Source organism: Aeromonas sp. EU05-FHT14A05, from assembly GCF_058791175.1.
The window spans coordinates 54,693-70,893 of the sequence record NZ_JBYTDH010000008.1 but is presented as its reverse complement, the minus strand read 5'-3'; the positions used below and the strand labels follow the sequence as shown (position 1 = coordinate 70,893).

Sequence of the window (16,201 nt, the reverse complement as noted above, 5' to 3'; positions counted from 1 at the left end):
GAGGCATCCTCCTGCAAGCCTCAAACAGAGCGCTTCAGTGTGTTTTTTGTCCTCTCCCTATGGTATCGTTTTGGCCTTACCAACGATAAGGATATTGGCTATGCAGCACTACTATGTAAACAATAATGCTCAACCGAATGGGGATCATGAGGTACATGTATCCACTTGCTCTTTCTTGGCGCTTGCAAGGAGCACCTCTAGCTTGGGGTATCATGACAGCTGTCACTCTGCCGTGCGCCAAGCTAAGCAGACCTACTCCAAATCGAACGGCTGCTATTACTGCTGTAAGCCTTGCCATACAAGTTAAAACAAAGAGGGGGCTTCCGCCCCCTCCCCTGTCTAGTTGATGCCTAGCTTCTTCCGCCAGTAGAAGGCTTCCCTTTGCTTGTCTGACAGTTCGGCCTGGATGATGGCCATCGCCTCGATCCTCCTTCTGTCGAACATCACGCCATTAGGTGCGATCAGGCAGTCATTCTTCATCCGCCATCCCTTCCATTCCTTAAAGATCGTGGGCAGCTCCCGCCCGGATGCCATACGCATAAGCCGTTTATAGACAGGTGGGATCTCTTTACCCTTATCCCAATATGTGACCTGTCTCACAGAAACGAAACATAGATTTGCCGTCTCCTCTTCCGATAAACCGCATTCAAACCAACGAAAAATGAAGTTTTTGGTCAACTCTCGTTCCATCCAAGTAAATACCTGATAAACCAGCAAAATTGCGTGGGCTGGCTTATCGGCAGGTTTCAGATGGGCATTTAACCAAACGCGACATTATGCGCGGTTTTCTCTGGGCGGCTGGCGGGCATTTTTTCCTGCCATCTCAGGCTGACTGAGGCTCTGGGCTGCACATTACGCAGTCTGCACACAGGCTCTCACTCATGCAGGCGATCCAGCGGCTTATGGTTGGCACTCTCGTGGCGTTCGCTGTTGCCGGTGTGCAGGTATTTGGACGTGGTGTCTATGCTGTCGTGTCCTGCGTCGGCTTGCACGTGTGACAGCGGCCGACCATGCAGGTTGATGTCGTGGGTGATGCCGGTATGGCGGATGGAATGCGGCGTCAGATTGCGCATCTCGGCGGCATCCTGGGCAAAGCCATCCTGCTCGGCCAGGTTGGCCGCTTGCTCGAAGACCGCCATCACCAGATCCCGCAGTTGGCGGATGCCGAGATTGGCATTGAGCTCGCCTTGCTCCCGGCCATGGGCCGCCGCCTTGTGGCGCACGAAGAGCGGCGTCTGTTCGCCCGGGGCTGGCAGCGGCGAGAGCCCAAGAAAGGTGCGATAGCGTGCCAAGGCATCCAGCAGTGCCTGGGAGACGGCCACGGTGCGGCGTTTGCCACCTTTGCTGCGTGGAATGTCATAGCCCCAGACCCCTGTCTTGCTGTCGCGACGAAACTGGCTCATGACGGGGCTGAAGCCCGGTCTGGCCGCCACCTCGGAGATTCGCAGATAACAGGCGTACATGAGGCAGATGAGAAACCGGCTGCGTTCATGCTGGGTCGGGCATTCGGCTGCCTGCCGTTCGGCGGCCTGCATCACATAGGACCATTGTAGTTCGGTAAAGGACTGAGCCTCTTCACCGGCATCCTGGCTGTCCGGCCGCTTCACTCGTTGCAGCAGGAGCGCCGGATTGCGGTCCATGTACTCCTCCTGGATCAGGAACTGGAAGAAGGCCGACAGTATGGCGAGCTTGGTCTTCATCGCCTGCTCGCTCAGACGGTATGGCAGCTCGCGGCCCAGTTCCCGCTTGCCGAGAAACGGTCGCCACAAGGGGTTGGGCAACCGTTCTCCCCACTCCTTGTCGAGCACGAACTGGGCCACGTTTCGGTATGCGATAAGCTCTTGTGGCGGAGCCTGGCAGTAGTCGAGATAGCGCATCATGATGCGCCTGGTGAGATCCTTGGGGCTGATGGCCACCTCGCAGAAACACCAATGCAGGAAGGTGGTCAGCTCGCTACGGTAGGTCTTGTAGTTGTTCTCGCTGTGGCGCTGTTCCAGCAGCCAATCGACGGCCAGCTCATAGACGAGGCCGGCATCGGGGACACTGCCCAGACTGAGAGTGGCCAGATACTGGTTGACCTGGGGATTGCCCGCCTCCAGATGGAGCAGATTATCGAACAGCGGCATGGCGGGCGGCAGTGACGGATGAGTCATGATGGTGCTTGTGAATCTTGTTGAGTGAAGCTGGCACTGTGTCGCGCAATCCTGATGCCGATAAATGGGGTTATCGGCATCAGGAGATGCCAGATGGCCCAGGGATGAGTCGTCAAGGCTTCCCCTGTCGGACAGAGCTCAGGATAGAACATGATTTTTATTCAATGAATATGCACTCTTGTTGGAAATTTCTCGGGGTAAATAGTGACAAGAGTGACTGAAAATCGGCTCTGCATGAATATTGTGGTGCGGGGCCCAGGGCTGGACGCCCTGCCCCGCCCTTCCCTTGTCAGGCCACGCTCTTGAGGGATTTTCCCTTGGGCTTCTCGGCGTCCACCTTGTCTTCCCTGGGGCTGATCCCTTGCCCCTTGCCGCCGCGCAACACGTTCTGCAGCAGATCCCGCTGCTCGGCCAGGTAAAAGGCCAGGCTCTCCTGCTGCTCGGGCGCCAGCTGGACAGGTGCCCCGGCCAGCAGCGTCATCAGTTCATCGGCGGTATCCAGCAGCTTGTCATAGGCATCCGCCTCTTTCTTGCTGGCAAAGGTCATCTTCTCCACTCCCCCACGCACGACAACATACTTGATCTCAACGGCCATAGTGGCGTCCTCCTCATGATAGTGACTGCAAGTATATGTATGAATATACAGTGTTGCAAATAACACTCAGGATCCGCCACCACGCCCAGCACCGTATCGGGCATCCCTTATGTGGCAACAAGGTCCCGTGTTTCTCTCCATGGCCCTGGGAGCTGGCCGGCCGGGCCATCTTTTCTTGGTTAGAGGCTGCGCTGCGGCAAGACAGCGAAGGCGTTTTAGGGTAAATTTTATCAATTCCTTCAACAGGTTGAATCGTATGTCGGATCCCCACTCCGTGATCGTCTGCCCGGCGTGTGACTTGCTGATCGAACGCAAGCTGCTGCCCCTGCGTCGTCACGCCCATTGTCCGCGCTGTCACCAGCATCTCTATGGGCGCTATGCTTTTCGTCCTTCCCAGTTGATGGCTCTCACCATCACCGGCTTCCTGCTGCTCCCCTCCGCCCTCTTCGAACCCCTGCTCTACCTGCGCCTGGCGGGTGTCAACTCCGATGCCAACCTGCTCAAAGGCATTCTGATGCTGTTTGAGGAGGGCGAACTCTGGGTGGCGAGCCTGGTGCTCTGGTGCGCCGTGCTGGCGCCGGTGGGGCTGCTGCTCGGCATTTTTGCGCTCGCCTCCGGCCTTGCCAAGCGCTGGCACATACTGGCCCCGACGCTCAAGGCCGTGGAGGTGTTCCGGCACTGGGCCATGCTGGAGGTCTACATCGTCAGCCTGCTGGTCGCCCTGTTCAAGCTCATCGACATCGCCGACGTGCGCCTGGGAGGCGGTCTGCTCAGCCTGGGTATATTGATGCTGCTCAACATGACGTTGCTCATCCTCTTCGACCCCGCCCCCTACTGGGAGCGGATACCGCTGCAAAGCGCCTCGCAGGAGCCGGCTCATGATACCGACCAGCGCCCGTGAACTCGGGCTCTGCCGCTGCCACACCTGCGGACTGCTGGTGCGTTACCAGAGTGCCATGCGCTGCCCCCGCTGCCACAGCCCGTTGCAGATGCGGATCCCCCGCTCATTGGCCTGGTCATGGGGCCTGCTGGCGCTCGCCGCTTTCATGCTGCTGCCGGCCAACCTGCTGCCCATCACCCATTTCTACAACAAGGGATTACTGCAGTCCGATACCATTTTCAGCGGTATCATGGCGCTCTATCGCAGCAAGATGTCAGGGATAGCCACCATAGTGCTGACCGCGAGCATCATAGTCCCCATCGGCAAGATACTGGGGCTGGGCTGGATCTGCTGGCAGTTGCAGCGCAGCAAGCCGGTGCGGCGCAAGCGTCAGCTCATCATGTATCGCATCATCGATTTCATCGGTCGCTGGTCCATGCTGGACCTGTTCGTGATCTCGCTGATGGTGGCCCTGGTGGATCGCGGGGTCTTGCTCAACGTGCGGGCCGGGCCCGGGGCAACCGCCTTCGCCGGCGTGGTGATCCTCACCATGATGTCGGCCCGGATGCTCGACACCCGTCTGCTGTGGGACAAGGCGGCCCGTTAATGCATTTTTTCTGTATCGGATGTGCTGTGCATCACAGCCAATTTAAGGAGTCGGTATGATCGGGGCTGAACCCGTCATTGAGAAACATCGCTGGTTATCCCCAGTCTGGTTGTTGCCCTTCATCGCCCTCTTGCTGGCGGGTGGTTTCATCTACCAGCAGTGGACGAGCAGCGGTCAACTCATTCGCATCAACTTTGCCCAGGGCAATGGCATCCTGCCGGGCAAGACCCAGCTGCGTTATCAGGGGGTGGCCATAGGGGTGGTCCAGGATCTGGAGCTGGCACAGGACGGTCGCAAGATAGCCGTACTCGCCAAGGTCGACAGCCGCGCCCGCCCGCTCATCCGCAAGGGCTCCGACTTCTGGCTGGTGAGCCCCAAGGCGTCGCTGACCGAGATCTCCGGTCTCGATACCCTGGTCTCCGGCAACTACATCAACCTGCAACCCGGTCGGGACAACAACCCGCTGGAGGACGAGTTCGATGCCCTGGACGGCCCTCCCCCCGGCTATCAGGCCCAGGGGCGCACCCTGCACCTGACCGCCGACTCCCTGGGATCGGTCGGCATCGGGGCCAAGATCTACTTCCGCGGGCTCGAGGTCGGCAGCGTCATCAATACCCGTCTTGGGGAGGACAACCAGAATGTGATCCTGGATCTGGTGATAGAGCCGCGTTTCGAGCACCTGGTCAAGGTGGATACCCGCTTCTGGAACATCAGCGGCATCAAGGGCTCCTTCAGTCTGGCCGGTGTCAGCGTGGAGGCTGGCAGCCTCACTTCCATACTGAGCGGCGGCATAGCGTTCGACTCCCCCAAGGCGTCGCCCGTCGCGCAGAAGGGGCTCAATTTCACCCTCTACAAGGGGCTGGCCGAGGCGGCCCGAGGGGAGCGCATCACCATCCAGGCGGGATCCCTGCCAGTCAAGGAAGGCATGCCCATCCTCTATGAAGGGATAGAGATTGGCAGGATAGACCCTATTCGCCTGACCGAGCAGGGCCGGGTCGTCACTGCGCTGATCAACCCCGAGCAGGCATTTCGAATGACCGGCAAGAGCCGCCTGGTCTGGGAGACTGTCTCCCTCTCCCCCACCGGGGTCAAGCACGCGGATCGCCTGCTGGCCGGACCGGCCATCCGTCTCGACTATGTGGCAGGGGAAAAGGTCAGCACCATGACGCTGGCGAGCCAGGAGCCGCGCGATGGCATCAAGCTGACCCTGCAGGCGGACGATCTCGCCGGCCTGAACGAGGGGGCCCCGCTCTGGTTCAAGGGATTGCAGATAGGTGAGCTGGGGGCGTTGACCCTAGATGCCGGCGGCAATGCCAGCGTCAGCCTGGTGGTGAACGAGCGTTATCAGCACCTGCTGAAACGGGCCCGTTTCTATCGTGCCGCCCCCTTGCAGGTCCAGGCCGATCTGAGCGGCCTCAAGGTGGAGACCAGCCCGGCGAGCGCCTGGCTGGCGGGCGGGATCAAGCTTGTCCAGGCCACAGTGGGGGAGCGTATCGATCGCCTCTATCCCAGTCAGGAACTGGCCCTGCTCGGCAGTCGTGATGCAAGACCCGAGCGCTGGACACTGCGTGCCGAGCAAGCGGACGGGATAGGCGTAGGCTCCCCCGTCCTCTATCTGGGGCTGGAAGCGGGCAAGGTCAAGGCGTTGAAAGCCGAGGAGCGCGGGGTGGCCATCACCCTGGAGATAGACGCCGTCTACGCGCCCCTGCTCAAGCAGCAGCCCCAGTTCTGGAAGAAGGCCGCCATCGACGGCAAGATCCGGCTCGACGGGGTGCAGGTCAAAATGGGCAACCTTGCCACCCTGCTGCGGGGGGCCATCGAATTTGACCGGCTCGGCACTGGCCGCAGCAGTCATCAGCTGTTTGACAGCAAGGAGCAGGCCAGCACCCAGGTGCGTACCCTGACCCTGACCGCCGACAGCAACCCCAGGCTCGGGGTGGGCAGCCCCATCCGTTACCGCGGGGTGGACATCGGCAAGGTGGAGCAGATTGAACTGGATCCCGCCCTGGGTCAGGTGAGCTTCAGAGCCGAGCTGGATGGGCAGTACGCCGCCCGCTTCCTGCAGAGCGGCGCGCGCTACACCCTGGTACAGGCCAAGCTCGGGCTGGGGGGCGTCTCCCACCTGGACACCCTGATCAAGGGCGCCTTCGTGGAGGCAAGCCCGGGCCAGGGCGCGGGCAAGGAGCGCTTCCCCCTGAGTCAGAGCGCCCCCATCGGCTTGGCCCTGACCCTCAAGAGCCCCTCCGTGAGCGGCATCAGTGTCGGCAGCCCCCTGCTGTTTCGCAAGATGGTGGTGGGCAGCGTCAGCGATGTGGCGCTGGCACGGGATGGCAGCGAGGTACTGATCGAGGTGAATGTCGCTCAGGAATACGCCCACCTGGTGCGCGCCAACAGCCGCTTCTGGAACGTGTCCGGGGTCAAGGCCGACATCGGCCTGACCGGCGGCACCATAGAGGTGGAAACCGTCCAGAGCCTGCTGGCCGGCGGCATCGCCTTCAACACCCCGGAGCGGGAGATGGGGCCAACCGTCAAGGCCGGCCACAGCTACCCGCTCTATGGCAAGGCGGAGAAGGAGTGGCTGGAGTGGAGCCCCCGCATCCAGCCTTGATGTTGTCCTGACCCTATGACCCAAGCCCGGCCCAGTGCCGGGCTTGTTCGTTTTGCCCATCGCCCATTCAGAATATTCCGACCCCTGTGGTACTATGTCGCCCCTCTTTTGGGTCAGCGAGACGGCACTGTGCACGACAATACCTACCTTCCCGAACACTTCCTGCGTCATATCGCGGACATCATGCCGGCCCATCTCTCCATGGATGCGTTCGTGGCGAGCTGTCGGCGGCCGCTGCGGCGCAGCATCCGGGTCAACACCCTCAAGATCTCCGTGCCCGACTTCGTGACACGCATGGCGCCACTGGGCTGGCAGCTGGATCCCGTGCCCTGGTGCGAGACCGGCTTCTGGCTGACCCGGGCCGACGAGAGCGTGCCCCTTGGCAACACCGCCGAGCACCTGTGCGGCCTCTTCTACATCCAGGAGGCGAGCTCCATGCTGCCGGTGACGGCGCTCTTTGCCAGCGAGCGGATAAAGCTCGATGGCATGCTGCTGGATGCGGCGGCGGCGCCCGGCTCAAAGACTACCCAGGTAGCGGCCCTGATGGACAACCAGGGCATGCTGGTTGCCAACGAGTTTTCCAGCAGCCGGCTCAAGGTGCTGAGCGCCAATATCCAGCGCTGTGGCGTGACCAACGTGGGCATGACCCATTTCGATGCCAAGGTGTTTGGCCAGTGGTTGCCGGAAACCTTCGATGCCATCCTGCTCGATGCCCCCTGCTCGGGGGAAGGCACGGTGCGCAAGGATGAAGATGCCCTGCGCAACTGGAGTCTCGAGAGCATCGAGGAGATCGCCGCTGTGCAGCAAGGGCTGCTGGAGAGTGCCTTCCACGCCCTCAAACCCGGTGGCGTGCTGGTCTACTCCACCTGCACCCTGAGCCTGCAGGAGAACCAGGCGGTCTGTCAGTCGCTGCAAGAGAAGTTCGGCGACGCCCTGAGCGTCGACTCCCTGGCCTCTCTCTTCCCCGGTGCCGGGCAGGCCTGCACCCCAGAGGGTTACCTGCATGTCTGGCCCCAGATCTTCGACAGCGAGGGCTTCTTCGTCGCCAGGATCAGCAAGCATCACTCAGTGCCCAACACCATGTTCAAGCCGGGCAAGCTCGGCAAGTTCCCCTTCTCCCCTCTGCCGGCGAAAGAGGCCGAGCCAATGTTGCGGGAGATAGAGGCGAGCTTCGGGGTCGCTGCGCGGGGCCAGCTGTTTGGCCGCAATGACGAGATCTGGCTCTTCCCCCACGCCTTTGAGCAGGTGCAGGGCAAGCTGCGCTTCGATCGCATCGGCATCAAGCTGGCGGAAACTTTCAAGAAGGGTTATCGCCTCACCCACGAATGGGCGCTGGCCTATGGCAGCCTGGCTACCCGGGGATGTGTCGAGCTGGATGCCGCCAACGGGCGGGAATTCATGATGGGGCGGGATGTCTGGCCCGAGCTGGCCCCGGGAACGGGGGAAGTGATCGTCCGCTATCAGGGTTACCCGCTTGGTATGGGAAAATGGGTCGGGAGCCGCATCAAGAATGCCCTGCCCCGTGAGCTGGTGCGGGACAACAACCTGTTCAACGAGTGAGATACAGCGGCCATTTCAAGGACTGACACCTGTTCGAGTCTGGAAAACCCACACTCTGGTTGAACTTTTAGTCACTTCTTGAAATGCCTCGCGCCTTGTCTAAGATTAAGGCAATCCGCCTATCAATTAGCGCACGGCTCTGCAAGGAGCCAATTCCCCTATGCCAGGTACAAGGAATTCGTACCTGGCTTTTTTTATTCGCTGATCTCCGCGAGGGCTTTCTCCGGTCGCCCCTGGGGCACCAGCTCGTGCTGGTACAGCAGATCGATCGCCTGCTCGATGAGGGAGGCCTGATTGTCTTCCAGGTGCTGACCGAGCTCTTGCAACCGCTCGGCGTGGCGATTGCTGATCCAGCATTGCAGCCTGCTGTGGGTCTCCTGCTTGCGTTTCACGTGTTGGCGTTGCCGCTCGGCATTGTCTTGCGCCACATTCATCTTCATTTCCTGGCTCATATGACCTTGCTAAATAAGAGAGTGGGATTTGTTATCTCTCACCCTGGAGGGCGGCGGAATGACACTCCCCTGCCAGGGGTGAGAGCCGCCTGCTGTGCCTGGCACTTTTCCCTTCATGGTGACCCTTCACCGGCACAGCGTCGGGGTGCGAGAAATATATCATCAAATCAATCAGATGGTATTTAACATAAAAAATACCGTGGCGCGGTTATCTTACAGTAAGCCTGCGAGGGCATGATCGGAGAACTTGTGCGCATCGTCGAAATACTCCTGCAGGGTACGCATGTCCTTGTGCCGTGTCACCTCGATGATCTTGTTCATCGGCTTGCCCGCGGTCACCGCCGAGGTGATGAAGCCTCGGCGCAGGCTGTGGCCACTGACATAGAGATCGTCGATGACCTGGCCGGTTCGCCGCTTGATCATCAGGTTGATGCCTTGCGGCCCCAGGGGATCTGCGGTGAGCTGCCCCCAGCGGGTCATGCGGCGAAACAGCGGGCCCTGGTTTATGCGGCTCGCTTTCAACCAGCGGCCGAGGGCGGTTACCGGGCAATAGTGCTTGCCGGGAATGAGCGCGATTTCGGTTTCATGGAGTTGATGCTTGCTCGGCTTGAGCCGGAGCCGGATCCCCTGCCCCACGAAGTCGAGATCGCCTACTTCGATACGAGCGGCCTCCGAACGGCGCAGCGCGCCGCTGAACATTAAGAGCAGCAGGGTGTGATCCCGCAGCCCCGCCAGGGTAGAGGTGTCTATCTCGTCGAGCACCCGGGTCAGGGGTTGCAGGGTCAGGGCTCCCGTCTTGCGTTTACGGTTATCCCCGAGGCGCACTATGCCCCGCATCATCTCCTTTATTTCCGCATGCTCGGTCGGCATGGGATGAATGCCCTTCTGCTTGAAGGCATAGCGGATGCCGGCGAGCCGCCGTACCAGGGTGGCCGGTTTTCGAGGTTCCCCGTTGCGCAGCTCCCCCTTCCCCTCCTCTTTATCCAGCCATACCCAGTCCGCCAATATGCCGTCAGCCTGATCCGCCAAAAAGTTCATGATGTCGTGATGGCTGGTTTGCAGCGGATCCAGCCCATGCAACTGGCACCAGAATACGAAGATACGGGTGTCTGCCTGATAGGCATTGAGGGTGGAATCCGCTTTTGCGCTGCGCAGGAAACGCCGCGCCCGGCTATTGAGCGCAGGATCGAATACGGTCTGCAGTGACTGATGAGCAGGTGGTGAAATGGTTGGATAGGCCACGTAAGTCTATGATTCGATATGGAGTTTAGGAGGATCTTACAGGATCTTTCAGATCCATCAAGTATCGATAATGAATATTATCGATACTTATAGGGTATTGATTCAATGCCTCCAGCCTCCGGGGATAATAAGCAGGCTCGCTCTATATTCGGAGAAGACGTTATCCAGAAGATGGATCTGTATCGGATATCGAGTGAGAGATAACGAGGTGCGTGATTGATATTGCCGGGGGTAATCAGGCTGATGATTTTAAATAAAGAGCCCCGTCTGTCGGGGCTCCTTGGGGTTATTTTTTCGCCAGCTTGAATAGCTCAAAGAAATTGTGGCTGGTGGCCTCTGCCAACTCGGCCAGTGATATCTGCCGCAGATCGGCAATAAATTGCGCGACGTCTCGCACTAAGGCGGGCTCGTTCTCCCTCCCCCGGTGAGGAACGGGGGCAAGATAAGGAGAGTCCGTCTCTATCAGCAATCGCTCCAGTGGCAATGCCTTGACCACGGCCTGCAGTGCCGAGGCATTCTTGAAGGTGGCTATCCCCGAGATGGAGATGTAAAAGCCCATCTCCATGGCAGCCTGGGCCATCTCGAGGGATTCGGTGAAACAGTGCAGCACGCCACCCACCTGTTCGGCCCCCTCTTCACGCATGATCTGCAAGGTGTCTTGCTGGGCATCCCGGGTGTGGATGATGAGGGGCTTGTTCAATGCCCGGGCTACCCGGATATGTTCCCGGAAGGAGGCTTGCTGCACCTCCTTGTTTTCCGGCGAATAGAAGTAGTCGAGCCCGGTTTCGCCTATGGCCACCACTCTCTCATCCGCCGCCTGGGTCAGCAGCAAGGGGGCATCCACACCGGGCTCCTGATTGAGCGGGTGGACGCCACAGGAGGCAAACACCTGGGGATAAGGGGCGATCGCCGCCAGCATGGACGGGAACTGCGCCTGGGTCACGCTGACGCAGAGAAAATATCCCACATCCAGTTTCGCGGCCTTGGCCAAGACATCGGCCATGTCGGTCTGCTTGCTGCCATAGCTGAGACGGTCGAGATGGCAATGGGAATCAACGAGTAACATAGACAACCTTGTATCTTGTCATAACCAGCGATTGAGCCAGTTCATCAGATGAATGGTGGGATTGGAGAGTTGACCCGGCTGGCAGGCGGCTTTCAGGGCGACGAGCTGCTGCTCCGCCTCCAGCAATCTTTCGCTGGAGTGGCGCTCGGCCAGTTGCTCGCTGAGGGCGGCCAGATCCGGCATCGCCAGCTGGTGATGGCCACAGCCCGCCTGGGTCTTGAGGGCATCGCACAGGAAGAGTTGCAACCAGTGCAACCTGATCTGGCTCTCCTCCGCCAGCTGGGAGCAGACACTCGCCGCCCTGGTCGGCGTCTGCGACAAGGAGACGAAACTCTCGAGCAGCGTCCGTCTGGCCCCATCCTGCTGCTCTTCGAGGTAACTGAGTACCCGAAGCGGCGCCCCCTGACAGATCCGCACCTGGGCCTGAGTGGCCTGATGACCCTGTTCACTCAGCCAGCGCAGGGTCTCCCCCTCCGTCGGCAACTGACAGACATGCTTGTGACAACGGCTGAGGATGGTGGGCAGCAGGCGAGAAACCTGAGATGCGATCAGCAACAGCAGACTGTCGCCGGCCGGCTCTTCCAGGGTTTTCAGCAGGGCGTTGGCGGCGGACTCCGTCATCCGCTCCGCGTCCGGAATGATCACCACCTTGCCGCGCCCCAGCTGGGAGGTGCTCTGCAGGCGGCCGCAGATCTCGCGGATCGCCTCGACCCCTATGCTCTTGCTGTCGGCGCCAATAGTGCCGAGATCCGGATGATGGCCCTTGTCGAACAACTGGCAGGCGTGGCAGTGACCGCAGGGTTCACCGCGATCCGGGTGCTGGCAGAGGTGCAGGCGCGCCAATCGTTCCGCAAGCTGCTCCTTGCCAAGGCCGGGATCCCCGAGCAGCAGCCAGGCGTGGCCCAGGCGACCAGCCTGGGCGGTCTGGCTCAGGGCCTGCCAGTCCGGGATCAGCCAGGGATACATAGGGTGCTGTCCAGTGCAGCCTCGATGGCGGCCTTGACCCGATCCGGCGTCTGGCTAGCATCGATCACCAGTATGCTGTCATCCCTGGCCGCGAGTTCCAGGTAGCGGGTGCGGGTGCGCTCAAAGAAGCTGAGTTGCTCCAGCTCTATCCTGTCGAGCTCGCCACGATGGCGGGCACGTTGCAGACCGAGGGCGGGATCGATATCGAGGTAGAGAGTCAGATCCGGCTTGAAGTCGCCGAGTACCGCCTGCTTGATGGCGCCGATGAGCTGGGCATCGATGCCGCGACCACCGCCCTGATAGGCCTGGGAGGAGAGATCGTGGCGATCACCCACCACCCAGATGCCCTCGGCCAGTGCCGGCTTGATCCGGGTCTCCACCAGTTGCACCCGGGAGGCATACATCAGCAGCAATTCGGCTTCTATGGTGAGGCGCTCGTCGTGCACCTCCTTGACGATGGCGCGCATCCGCTCCGCCAGGGGGGTGCCACCCGGTTCACGGGTGCACTCAATCCTGTCGATGCCGTGGGCATGCAGATAGTCGGTCACATAGCGTACCGCGGAGCTCTTCCCTGCCCCTTCCAGTCCTTCAATCACGATAAATTTAGACATTAGGGTTTCTTCAATATGTATTCGCGGACCGCCCGATTGTGTTCATCGAGGGTCTTGGAGAAATAGTGGGCACCGCCCCCCTTGGCGACGAAATAGAGATAGTCGGTCGACTTGGGGTTGAGCGCTGCCTCGATGGAGGCCTTGCCCGGCATGGCGATGGGGGTCGGCGGCAAGCCATCGATCACATAGGTGTTGTAGGGGTTCACATCGGTGAGATCGCTGCGGCGAATATTGCCATCGTAGCGATCCTTCACCCCGTAGATGACGGTGGGATCTGTCTGCAGCTTCATGCCAAGGCGCAGCCGATTGACGAACACGGAAGCGATCTGCGCCCGCTCGTCCGGTTGGCCTGTCTCCTTCTCGATGATGGAGGCCATGATGAGCGCCTCATAGGGCGTCTTGTAGGGCAAATTGGCCTGCCGCTTCTCCCAGCACTCCTGCAGGAAGGCTTTCATGTCCTGATAGGCACGGCGCAGGATGGAGATGTCGCTGGCATGGGTGGTGTAGGCGTAGGTTTCCGGCAGGAACCAGCCCTCCAGCTTGCCGTTGTCGATACCAAGTTCCTGCGCCAGCTCGGTCTCGCTCTGCTCCACGGTCAGCCGCTCCAGGTAAGGGGCGCTCGAGAGCTGCTTCAACCAGTCCTCGAAACGGGAACCCTCGACAAAGGTCAGGCTGAAATGAAACTCCTTGCCGGAGGCGAACAGGGAGAGTGTCTCCTTGAGCGGGGCCCCCTCCTTGATCTCATAGGTACCAGACTTGATGGCGACCAGTTCGGGGTGGCCACGCAGCCAGAGCCGCACCGCCCAGGGGCTGGTTTCCCCTTCCCCCAGTTCGGCAATCAGGCGCGCCGCATGGGCGCCTTTTTCGACGGTAAAGAGGCGCGTCGGCCCCTTGTTGGTGAGCGTCTCCACCTCTTGCCATTTGTAATATACGTAACCCCCGGCGACGGCAACGGTCAGGGCTGCCCCCGCGAGCAGGGTGTAGAGCCGATTAAACTTCAATGACCAAACGCTCCTGTAAACGGCGGATCAATACCGGGCTGGGATAATGCACATCCCCAATGCTGGTGACCGGCACTATGCCCATCAGGGTATTGGTCAACCAGACTTCTTCGGCCTGCCACAGTGACTCCAGCGGAGCCTCCACGACACGCAGTTCAATGCCCATCTGTTTAAGCATCATGATCACGCGCTTGCGCATGATGCCATCTATCCCTGCGCGGGTGAGATCCGGTGTGAACACCGTCTTGCCACGACGCCAAAACAGATTCGCGCTGACTCCTTCTACCAGAAATCCACGGCTGTTCAATACTATACCTTCGACCCCGCCCCGCACGGCAAGTTCGCTTTTGAGCAGAACTTGTTCCAGACGGCCCAGGGTCTTGAGCCCTGCCAGCATGGGAGCATCGCCGAGTTGTTGCTGACAGATCAGGGCGGCGATGCCGTTTTGCTGCCAGCCAAGGTAGTGGTCCGGGTATGGTGACAGGGAGACGATGCGGGTGGGCGTATTGCATCCCGCGCCATCATAGCCCCGTCCCCCGCTGCCACGGGTCAGCACTATCTTGGCGACAGCCTGCGTCTGCCCTGCTGCCAATTGCGCCACCTCGGCGGCCAGGGTCTCCCAGGAAAGCTCCGCAAACCCGAGCCTGGCGCAGGCATGCTGCAACCTGGCCAGGTGTGCCGGCCACCAGACCACTTCACCCTGCTTCACCAGCATGGTGGTGAAATGGCCGTCCCCGTATGCCAGCCCTCTATCCCTGGCGGACACTGCTTCTGTCGGTATTCCATTAATCAGCAAGGGGATCCCTCCGATAAAAAAGGCCCGATACAGTCGTATCGGGCCTTATCATTTCGCCCAAAGCGAATTATACGCGTTTGAAGATCAGGGAGCCATTGGTGCCGCCGAAACCAAACGAATTGGAGAGGGCATATTCAAACTGGCCGGGTTTGGCCACATGGGGCACCAGATCCAGATCGCACTCCTCATCCGGGTTGTCCAGGTTGATGGTGGGCGGCGCCACCTGATCGCGCAGGGCCAACACAGTGATGATCGCCTCGATGGCTCCCGCCGCCCCCAGCAGGTGGCCGGTCATGGACTTGGTGGAGCTGATCATCAGGGCGCTGGCATGTTCGCCAAACACCTCTTTCATGCCACGCAGCTCGGCCACATCCCCCAGCGGGGTGGAGGTGCCGTGGGCATTGATGTAACCGATCGCCTCCGGCGCTATGCCGGCATCCTTGATGGCATTCTTCATGGCGCGAGCGCCACCGTTGCCATCGGAGGGAGGGGCCGTCATGTGGTAGGCGTCGCCGCTCATGCCAAAGCCAACCAACTCGGCATAGATCTTGGCGCCACGGGCCTTGGCGTGTTCGTACTCTTCCAGCACCAGTACCCCGGCGCCATCACCCAGCACGAAACCGTCGCGATCCTTGTCCCAGGGACGGCTCGCCTTTTGCGGCTCGTCGTTGCGGGTAGAGAGCGCCTTGGCCGCTGCAAAGCCGCCCATCCCCATGGGGGTGGAGGCTTTCTCGGTGCCACCGGCGACCATCACGTCCGCATCACCGTAGGCGATCATCCGGCCAGCCATGCCGATGGCGTGGGTGCCCGTGGTGCACGCCGTGGTCACGGCGATGTTCGGGCCCTGCAGCCCCTTCATGATGGAGAGATGACCGGACACCATATTGATGATGGTGGATGGCACGAAGAAGGGGCTCAGCTTGCGCGGGCCGCCGTTGACGAGGCTGCTGTGGTTCTGCTCGATGAGACCCAGGCCGCCGATGCCGGAACCGATGGCCACGCCGACCCGCTCCGCATTCTCTTCGTTGATGACGAGGCCGGAATCATCCAGTGCCTGCACCCCCGCCGCCACGCCGTACTGGATGAAGAGATCCATCTTGCGGGCTTCTTTGCGGTTGATGCCGTATTGTTCGGGATCGAACTCTTTGACCAGGCCTGCGAAACGGGTCGCAAATTCGCTGGCATCAAAGTGATCGATGAGAGAAATGCCGCTCTGCCCGTTGAGCAGGGCTTGCCAGCTGGATTCGGCAGTATTGCCCACAGGGGAAAGCATCCCCAGGCCGGTTACCACGACTCTGCGTTTTGACACTGAGCTAGTCTCCGAGAGGTATTTTGAAAGGGAGTAAACATAAAAGAAGCGGCCCTTGGGCCGCTTCTTTCAGAACAGGAACTTATTCCTGATTAGCGGTGATGTAGTCGATAGCCGCTTGAACAGTGGTGATCTTCTCGGCTTCTTCATCAGGAATTTCGGTATCGAATTCTTCTTCCAGCGCCATTACCAGTTCAACGGTATCCAAAGAGTCAGCGCCCAGGTCGTCGACGAAGGAGGCAGCGTTCTTGACGTCTTCCTCTTTAACACCCAGTTGTTCGATGATGATTTTCTTTACGCGTTCTTCGATGTTGCTCATGACCTGAATTTTCCTTTAAAAATACGCTATTGCGTC

16 protein-coding genes are annotated in these 16,201 nt (G+C 60.2%); 4 read left to right on the top strand and 12 right to left on the bottom strand.

Annotated features, from left to right (window positions below; genetic code table 11):
- Positions 1–339: 339 nt before the first annotated feature.
- The 3 genes from AC3WR3_RS12980 to AC3WR3_RS12970 form a co-directional block, all read right to left on the bottom strand.
- Positions 340–690, bottom strand: a complete 351-nt coding sequence (locus AC3WR3_RS12980) for a DUF3653 domain-containing protein (protein WP_492292039.1) — start codon at positions 688–690, stop codon at positions 340–342.
- A gap of 185 nt (positions 691–875) precedes the next feature.
- Positions 876–2,153: a tyrosine-type recombinase/integrase gene (locus AC3WR3_RS12975; protein ID WP_492292038.1), complete on the bottom strand. Its 1,278-nt coding sequence runs from the start codon at positions 2,151–2,153 to the stop codon at positions 876–878.
- A gap of 289 nt (positions 2,154–2,442) precedes the next feature.
- Positions 2,443–2,748 carry a YebG family protein gene (locus AC3WR3_RS12970; protein ID WP_139434480.1) on the bottom strand — a complete coding sequence of 102 codons (306 nt, stop codon included), beginning with the start codon at positions 2,746–2,748 and terminating at the stop codon, positions 2,443–2,445.
- Between the two features lie 256 nt (positions 2,749–3,004).
- On the opposite strand from AC3WR3_RS12970, the gene AC3WR3_RS12965 reads away from it, so the two are divergent.
- The 4 genes from AC3WR3_RS12965 (at position 3,005) to rsmF (ending at position 8,403) form a co-directional block, all read left to right on the top strand.
- On the top strand, positions 3,005–3,649 hold the full coding sequence (locus AC3WR3_RS12965; RefSeq protein ID WP_202045728.1) for a paraquat-inducible protein A: 645 nt from the start codon (positions 3,005–3,007) through the stop codon (positions 3,647–3,649).
- Positions 3,627–4,235 carry a paraquat-inducible protein A gene (locus AC3WR3_RS12960; protein WP_202045727.1) on the top strand — a complete coding sequence of 203 codons (609 nt, stop codon included), beginning with the start codon at positions 3,627–3,629 and terminating at the stop codon, positions 4,233–4,235. The genes AC3WR3_RS12965 and AC3WR3_RS12960 overlap by 23 nt, the downstream gene beginning before the upstream one ends.
- 55 nt (positions 4,236–4,290) lie before the next feature.
- Entirely contained in the window at positions 4,291–6,843 is a 2,553-nt protein-coding gene (locus tag AC3WR3_RS12955; protein ID WP_492292037.1) for a PqiB family protein, read from the top strand.
- 129 nt (positions 6,844–6,972) lie between these two features.
- Positions 6,973–8,403: a 16S rRNA (cytosine(1407)-C(5))-methyltransferase RsmF gene (rsmF, locus tag AC3WR3_RS12950; RefSeq protein ID WP_492292036.1), complete on the top strand. Its 1,431-nt coding sequence runs from the start codon at positions 6,973–6,975 to the stop codon at positions 8,401–8,403.
- Between the two features lie 194 nt (positions 8,404–8,597).
- On the opposite strand, the gene AC3WR3_RS12945 is transcribed toward rsmF, so the two are convergent.
- The 9 genes from AC3WR3_RS12945 to acpP all read right to left on the bottom strand — a co-directional run bounded on the left by AC3WR3_RS12945 (position 8,598) and on the right by acpP (position 16,165).
- The gene (locus AC3WR3_RS12945) at positions 8,598–8,855 is read right to left on the bottom strand and encodes a RepB family protein (RefSeq protein ID WP_202045724.1); all 258 of its coding nucleotides are present in this window, start codon (positions 8,853–8,855) and stop codon (positions 8,598–8,600) included.
- A gap of 213 nt (positions 8,856–9,068) precedes the next feature.
- Entirely contained in the window at positions 9,069–10,097 is a 1,029-nt protein-coding gene (locus AC3WR3_RS12940) for a site-specific integrase (RefSeq protein WP_492292035.1), read from the bottom strand.
- Positions 10,098–10,383: 286 nt separating this feature from the next.
- Positions 10,384–11,163: a TatD family hydrolase gene (locus AC3WR3_RS12935; RefSeq protein ID WP_492292034.1), complete on the bottom strand. Its 780-nt coding sequence runs from the start codon at positions 11,161–11,163 to the stop codon at positions 10,384–10,386.
- Positions 11,164–11,181: 18 nt separating this feature from the next.
- Positions 11,182–12,129 carry a DNA polymerase III subunit delta' gene (holB, locus tag AC3WR3_RS12930; RefSeq protein WP_139434499.1) on the bottom strand — a complete coding sequence of 316 codons (948 nt, stop codon included), beginning with the start codon at positions 12,127–12,129 and terminating at the stop codon, positions 11,182–11,184.
- Positions 12,114–12,740, bottom strand: a complete 627-nt coding sequence (tmk, locus tag AC3WR3_RS12925; protein ID WP_492292033.1) for a dTMP kinase — start codon at positions 12,738–12,740, stop codon at positions 12,114–12,116. The genes holB and tmk overlap by 16 nt, the downstream gene beginning before the upstream one ends.
- Positions 12,740–13,741, bottom strand: coding sequence for an endolytic transglycosylase MltG (gene mltG, locus AC3WR3_RS12920; protein ID WP_162519126.1), 1,002 nt, complete (start codon positions 13,739–13,741; stop codon positions 12,740–12,742). Before mltG ends, tmk begins: the two co-directional genes overlap by 1 nt.
- Complete coding sequence (gene pabC / locus AC3WR3_RS12915; RefSeq protein WP_492292032.1) at positions 13,731–14,537, bottom strand: aminodeoxychorismate lyase; 807 nt, start codon at positions 14,535–14,537, stop codon at positions 13,731–13,733. Before pabC ends, mltG begins: the two co-directional genes overlap by 11 nt.
- A 67-nt stretch (positions 14,538–14,604) precedes the next feature.
- Positions 14,605–15,846, bottom strand: a complete 1,242-nt coding sequence (gene fabF, locus AC3WR3_RS12910; RefSeq protein ID WP_025326982.1) for a beta-ketoacyl-ACP synthase II — start codon at positions 15,844–15,846, stop codon at positions 14,605–14,607.
- Positions 15,847–15,928: 82 nt separating this feature from the next.
- Positions 15,929–16,165: an acyl carrier protein gene (gene acpP / locus AC3WR3_RS12905; RefSeq protein WP_005300909.1), complete on the bottom strand. Its 237-nt coding sequence runs from the start codon at positions 16,163–16,165 to the stop codon at positions 15,929–15,931.
- Positions 16,166–16,201: the final 36 nt, after the last annotated feature.

Excerpts from the sequence above, each read along its gene's own strand:
- AC3WR3_RS12980 (WP_492292039.1), bottom strand. The coding sequence starts at position 690 with ATGGAACGAGAGTTGACCAAAAACTTCATTTTTCGTTGGTTTGAATGC.
- AC3WR3_RS12975 (WP_492292038.1), bottom strand. The coding sequence starts at position 2,153 with ATGACTCATCCGTCACTGCCGCCCGCCATGCCGCTGTTCGATAATCTG.
- AC3WR3_RS12970 (WP_139434480.1), bottom strand. The coding sequence starts at position 2,748 with ATGGCCGTTGAGATCAAGTATGTTGTCGTGCGTGGGGGAGTGGAGAAG.
- AC3WR3_RS12965 (WP_202045728.1), top strand. The coding sequence starts at position 3,005 with ATGTCGGATCCCCACTCCGTGATCGTCTGCCCGGCGTGTGACTTGCTG.
- AC3WR3_RS12960 (WP_202045727.1), top strand. The coding sequence starts at position 3,627 with ATGATACCGACCAGCGCCCGTGAACTCGGGCTCTGCCGCTGCCACACC.
- AC3WR3_RS12955 (WP_492292037.1), top strand. The coding sequence starts at position 4,291 with ATGATCGGGGCTGAACCCGTCATTGAGAAACATCGCTGGTTATCCCCA.
- AC3WR3_RS12945 (WP_202045724.1), bottom strand. The coding sequence starts at position 8,855 with ATGAGCCAGGAAATGAAGATGAATGTGGCGCAAGACAATGCCGAGCGG.
- AC3WR3_RS12935 (WP_492292034.1), bottom strand. The coding sequence starts at position 11,163 with ATGTTACTCGTTGATTCCCATTGCCATCTCGACCGTCTCAGCTATGGC.
- holB (WP_139434499.1), bottom strand. The coding sequence starts at position 12,129 with ATGTATCCCTGGCTGATCCCGGACTGGCAGGCCCTGAGCCAGACCGCC.
- tmk (WP_492292033.1), bottom strand. The coding sequence starts at position 12,740 with ATGTCTAAATTTATCGTGATTGAAGGACTGGAAGGGGCAGGGAAGAGC.
- acpP (WP_005300909.1), bottom strand. The coding sequence starts at position 16,165 with ATGAGCAACATCGAAGAACGCGTAAAGAAAATCATCATCGAACAACTG.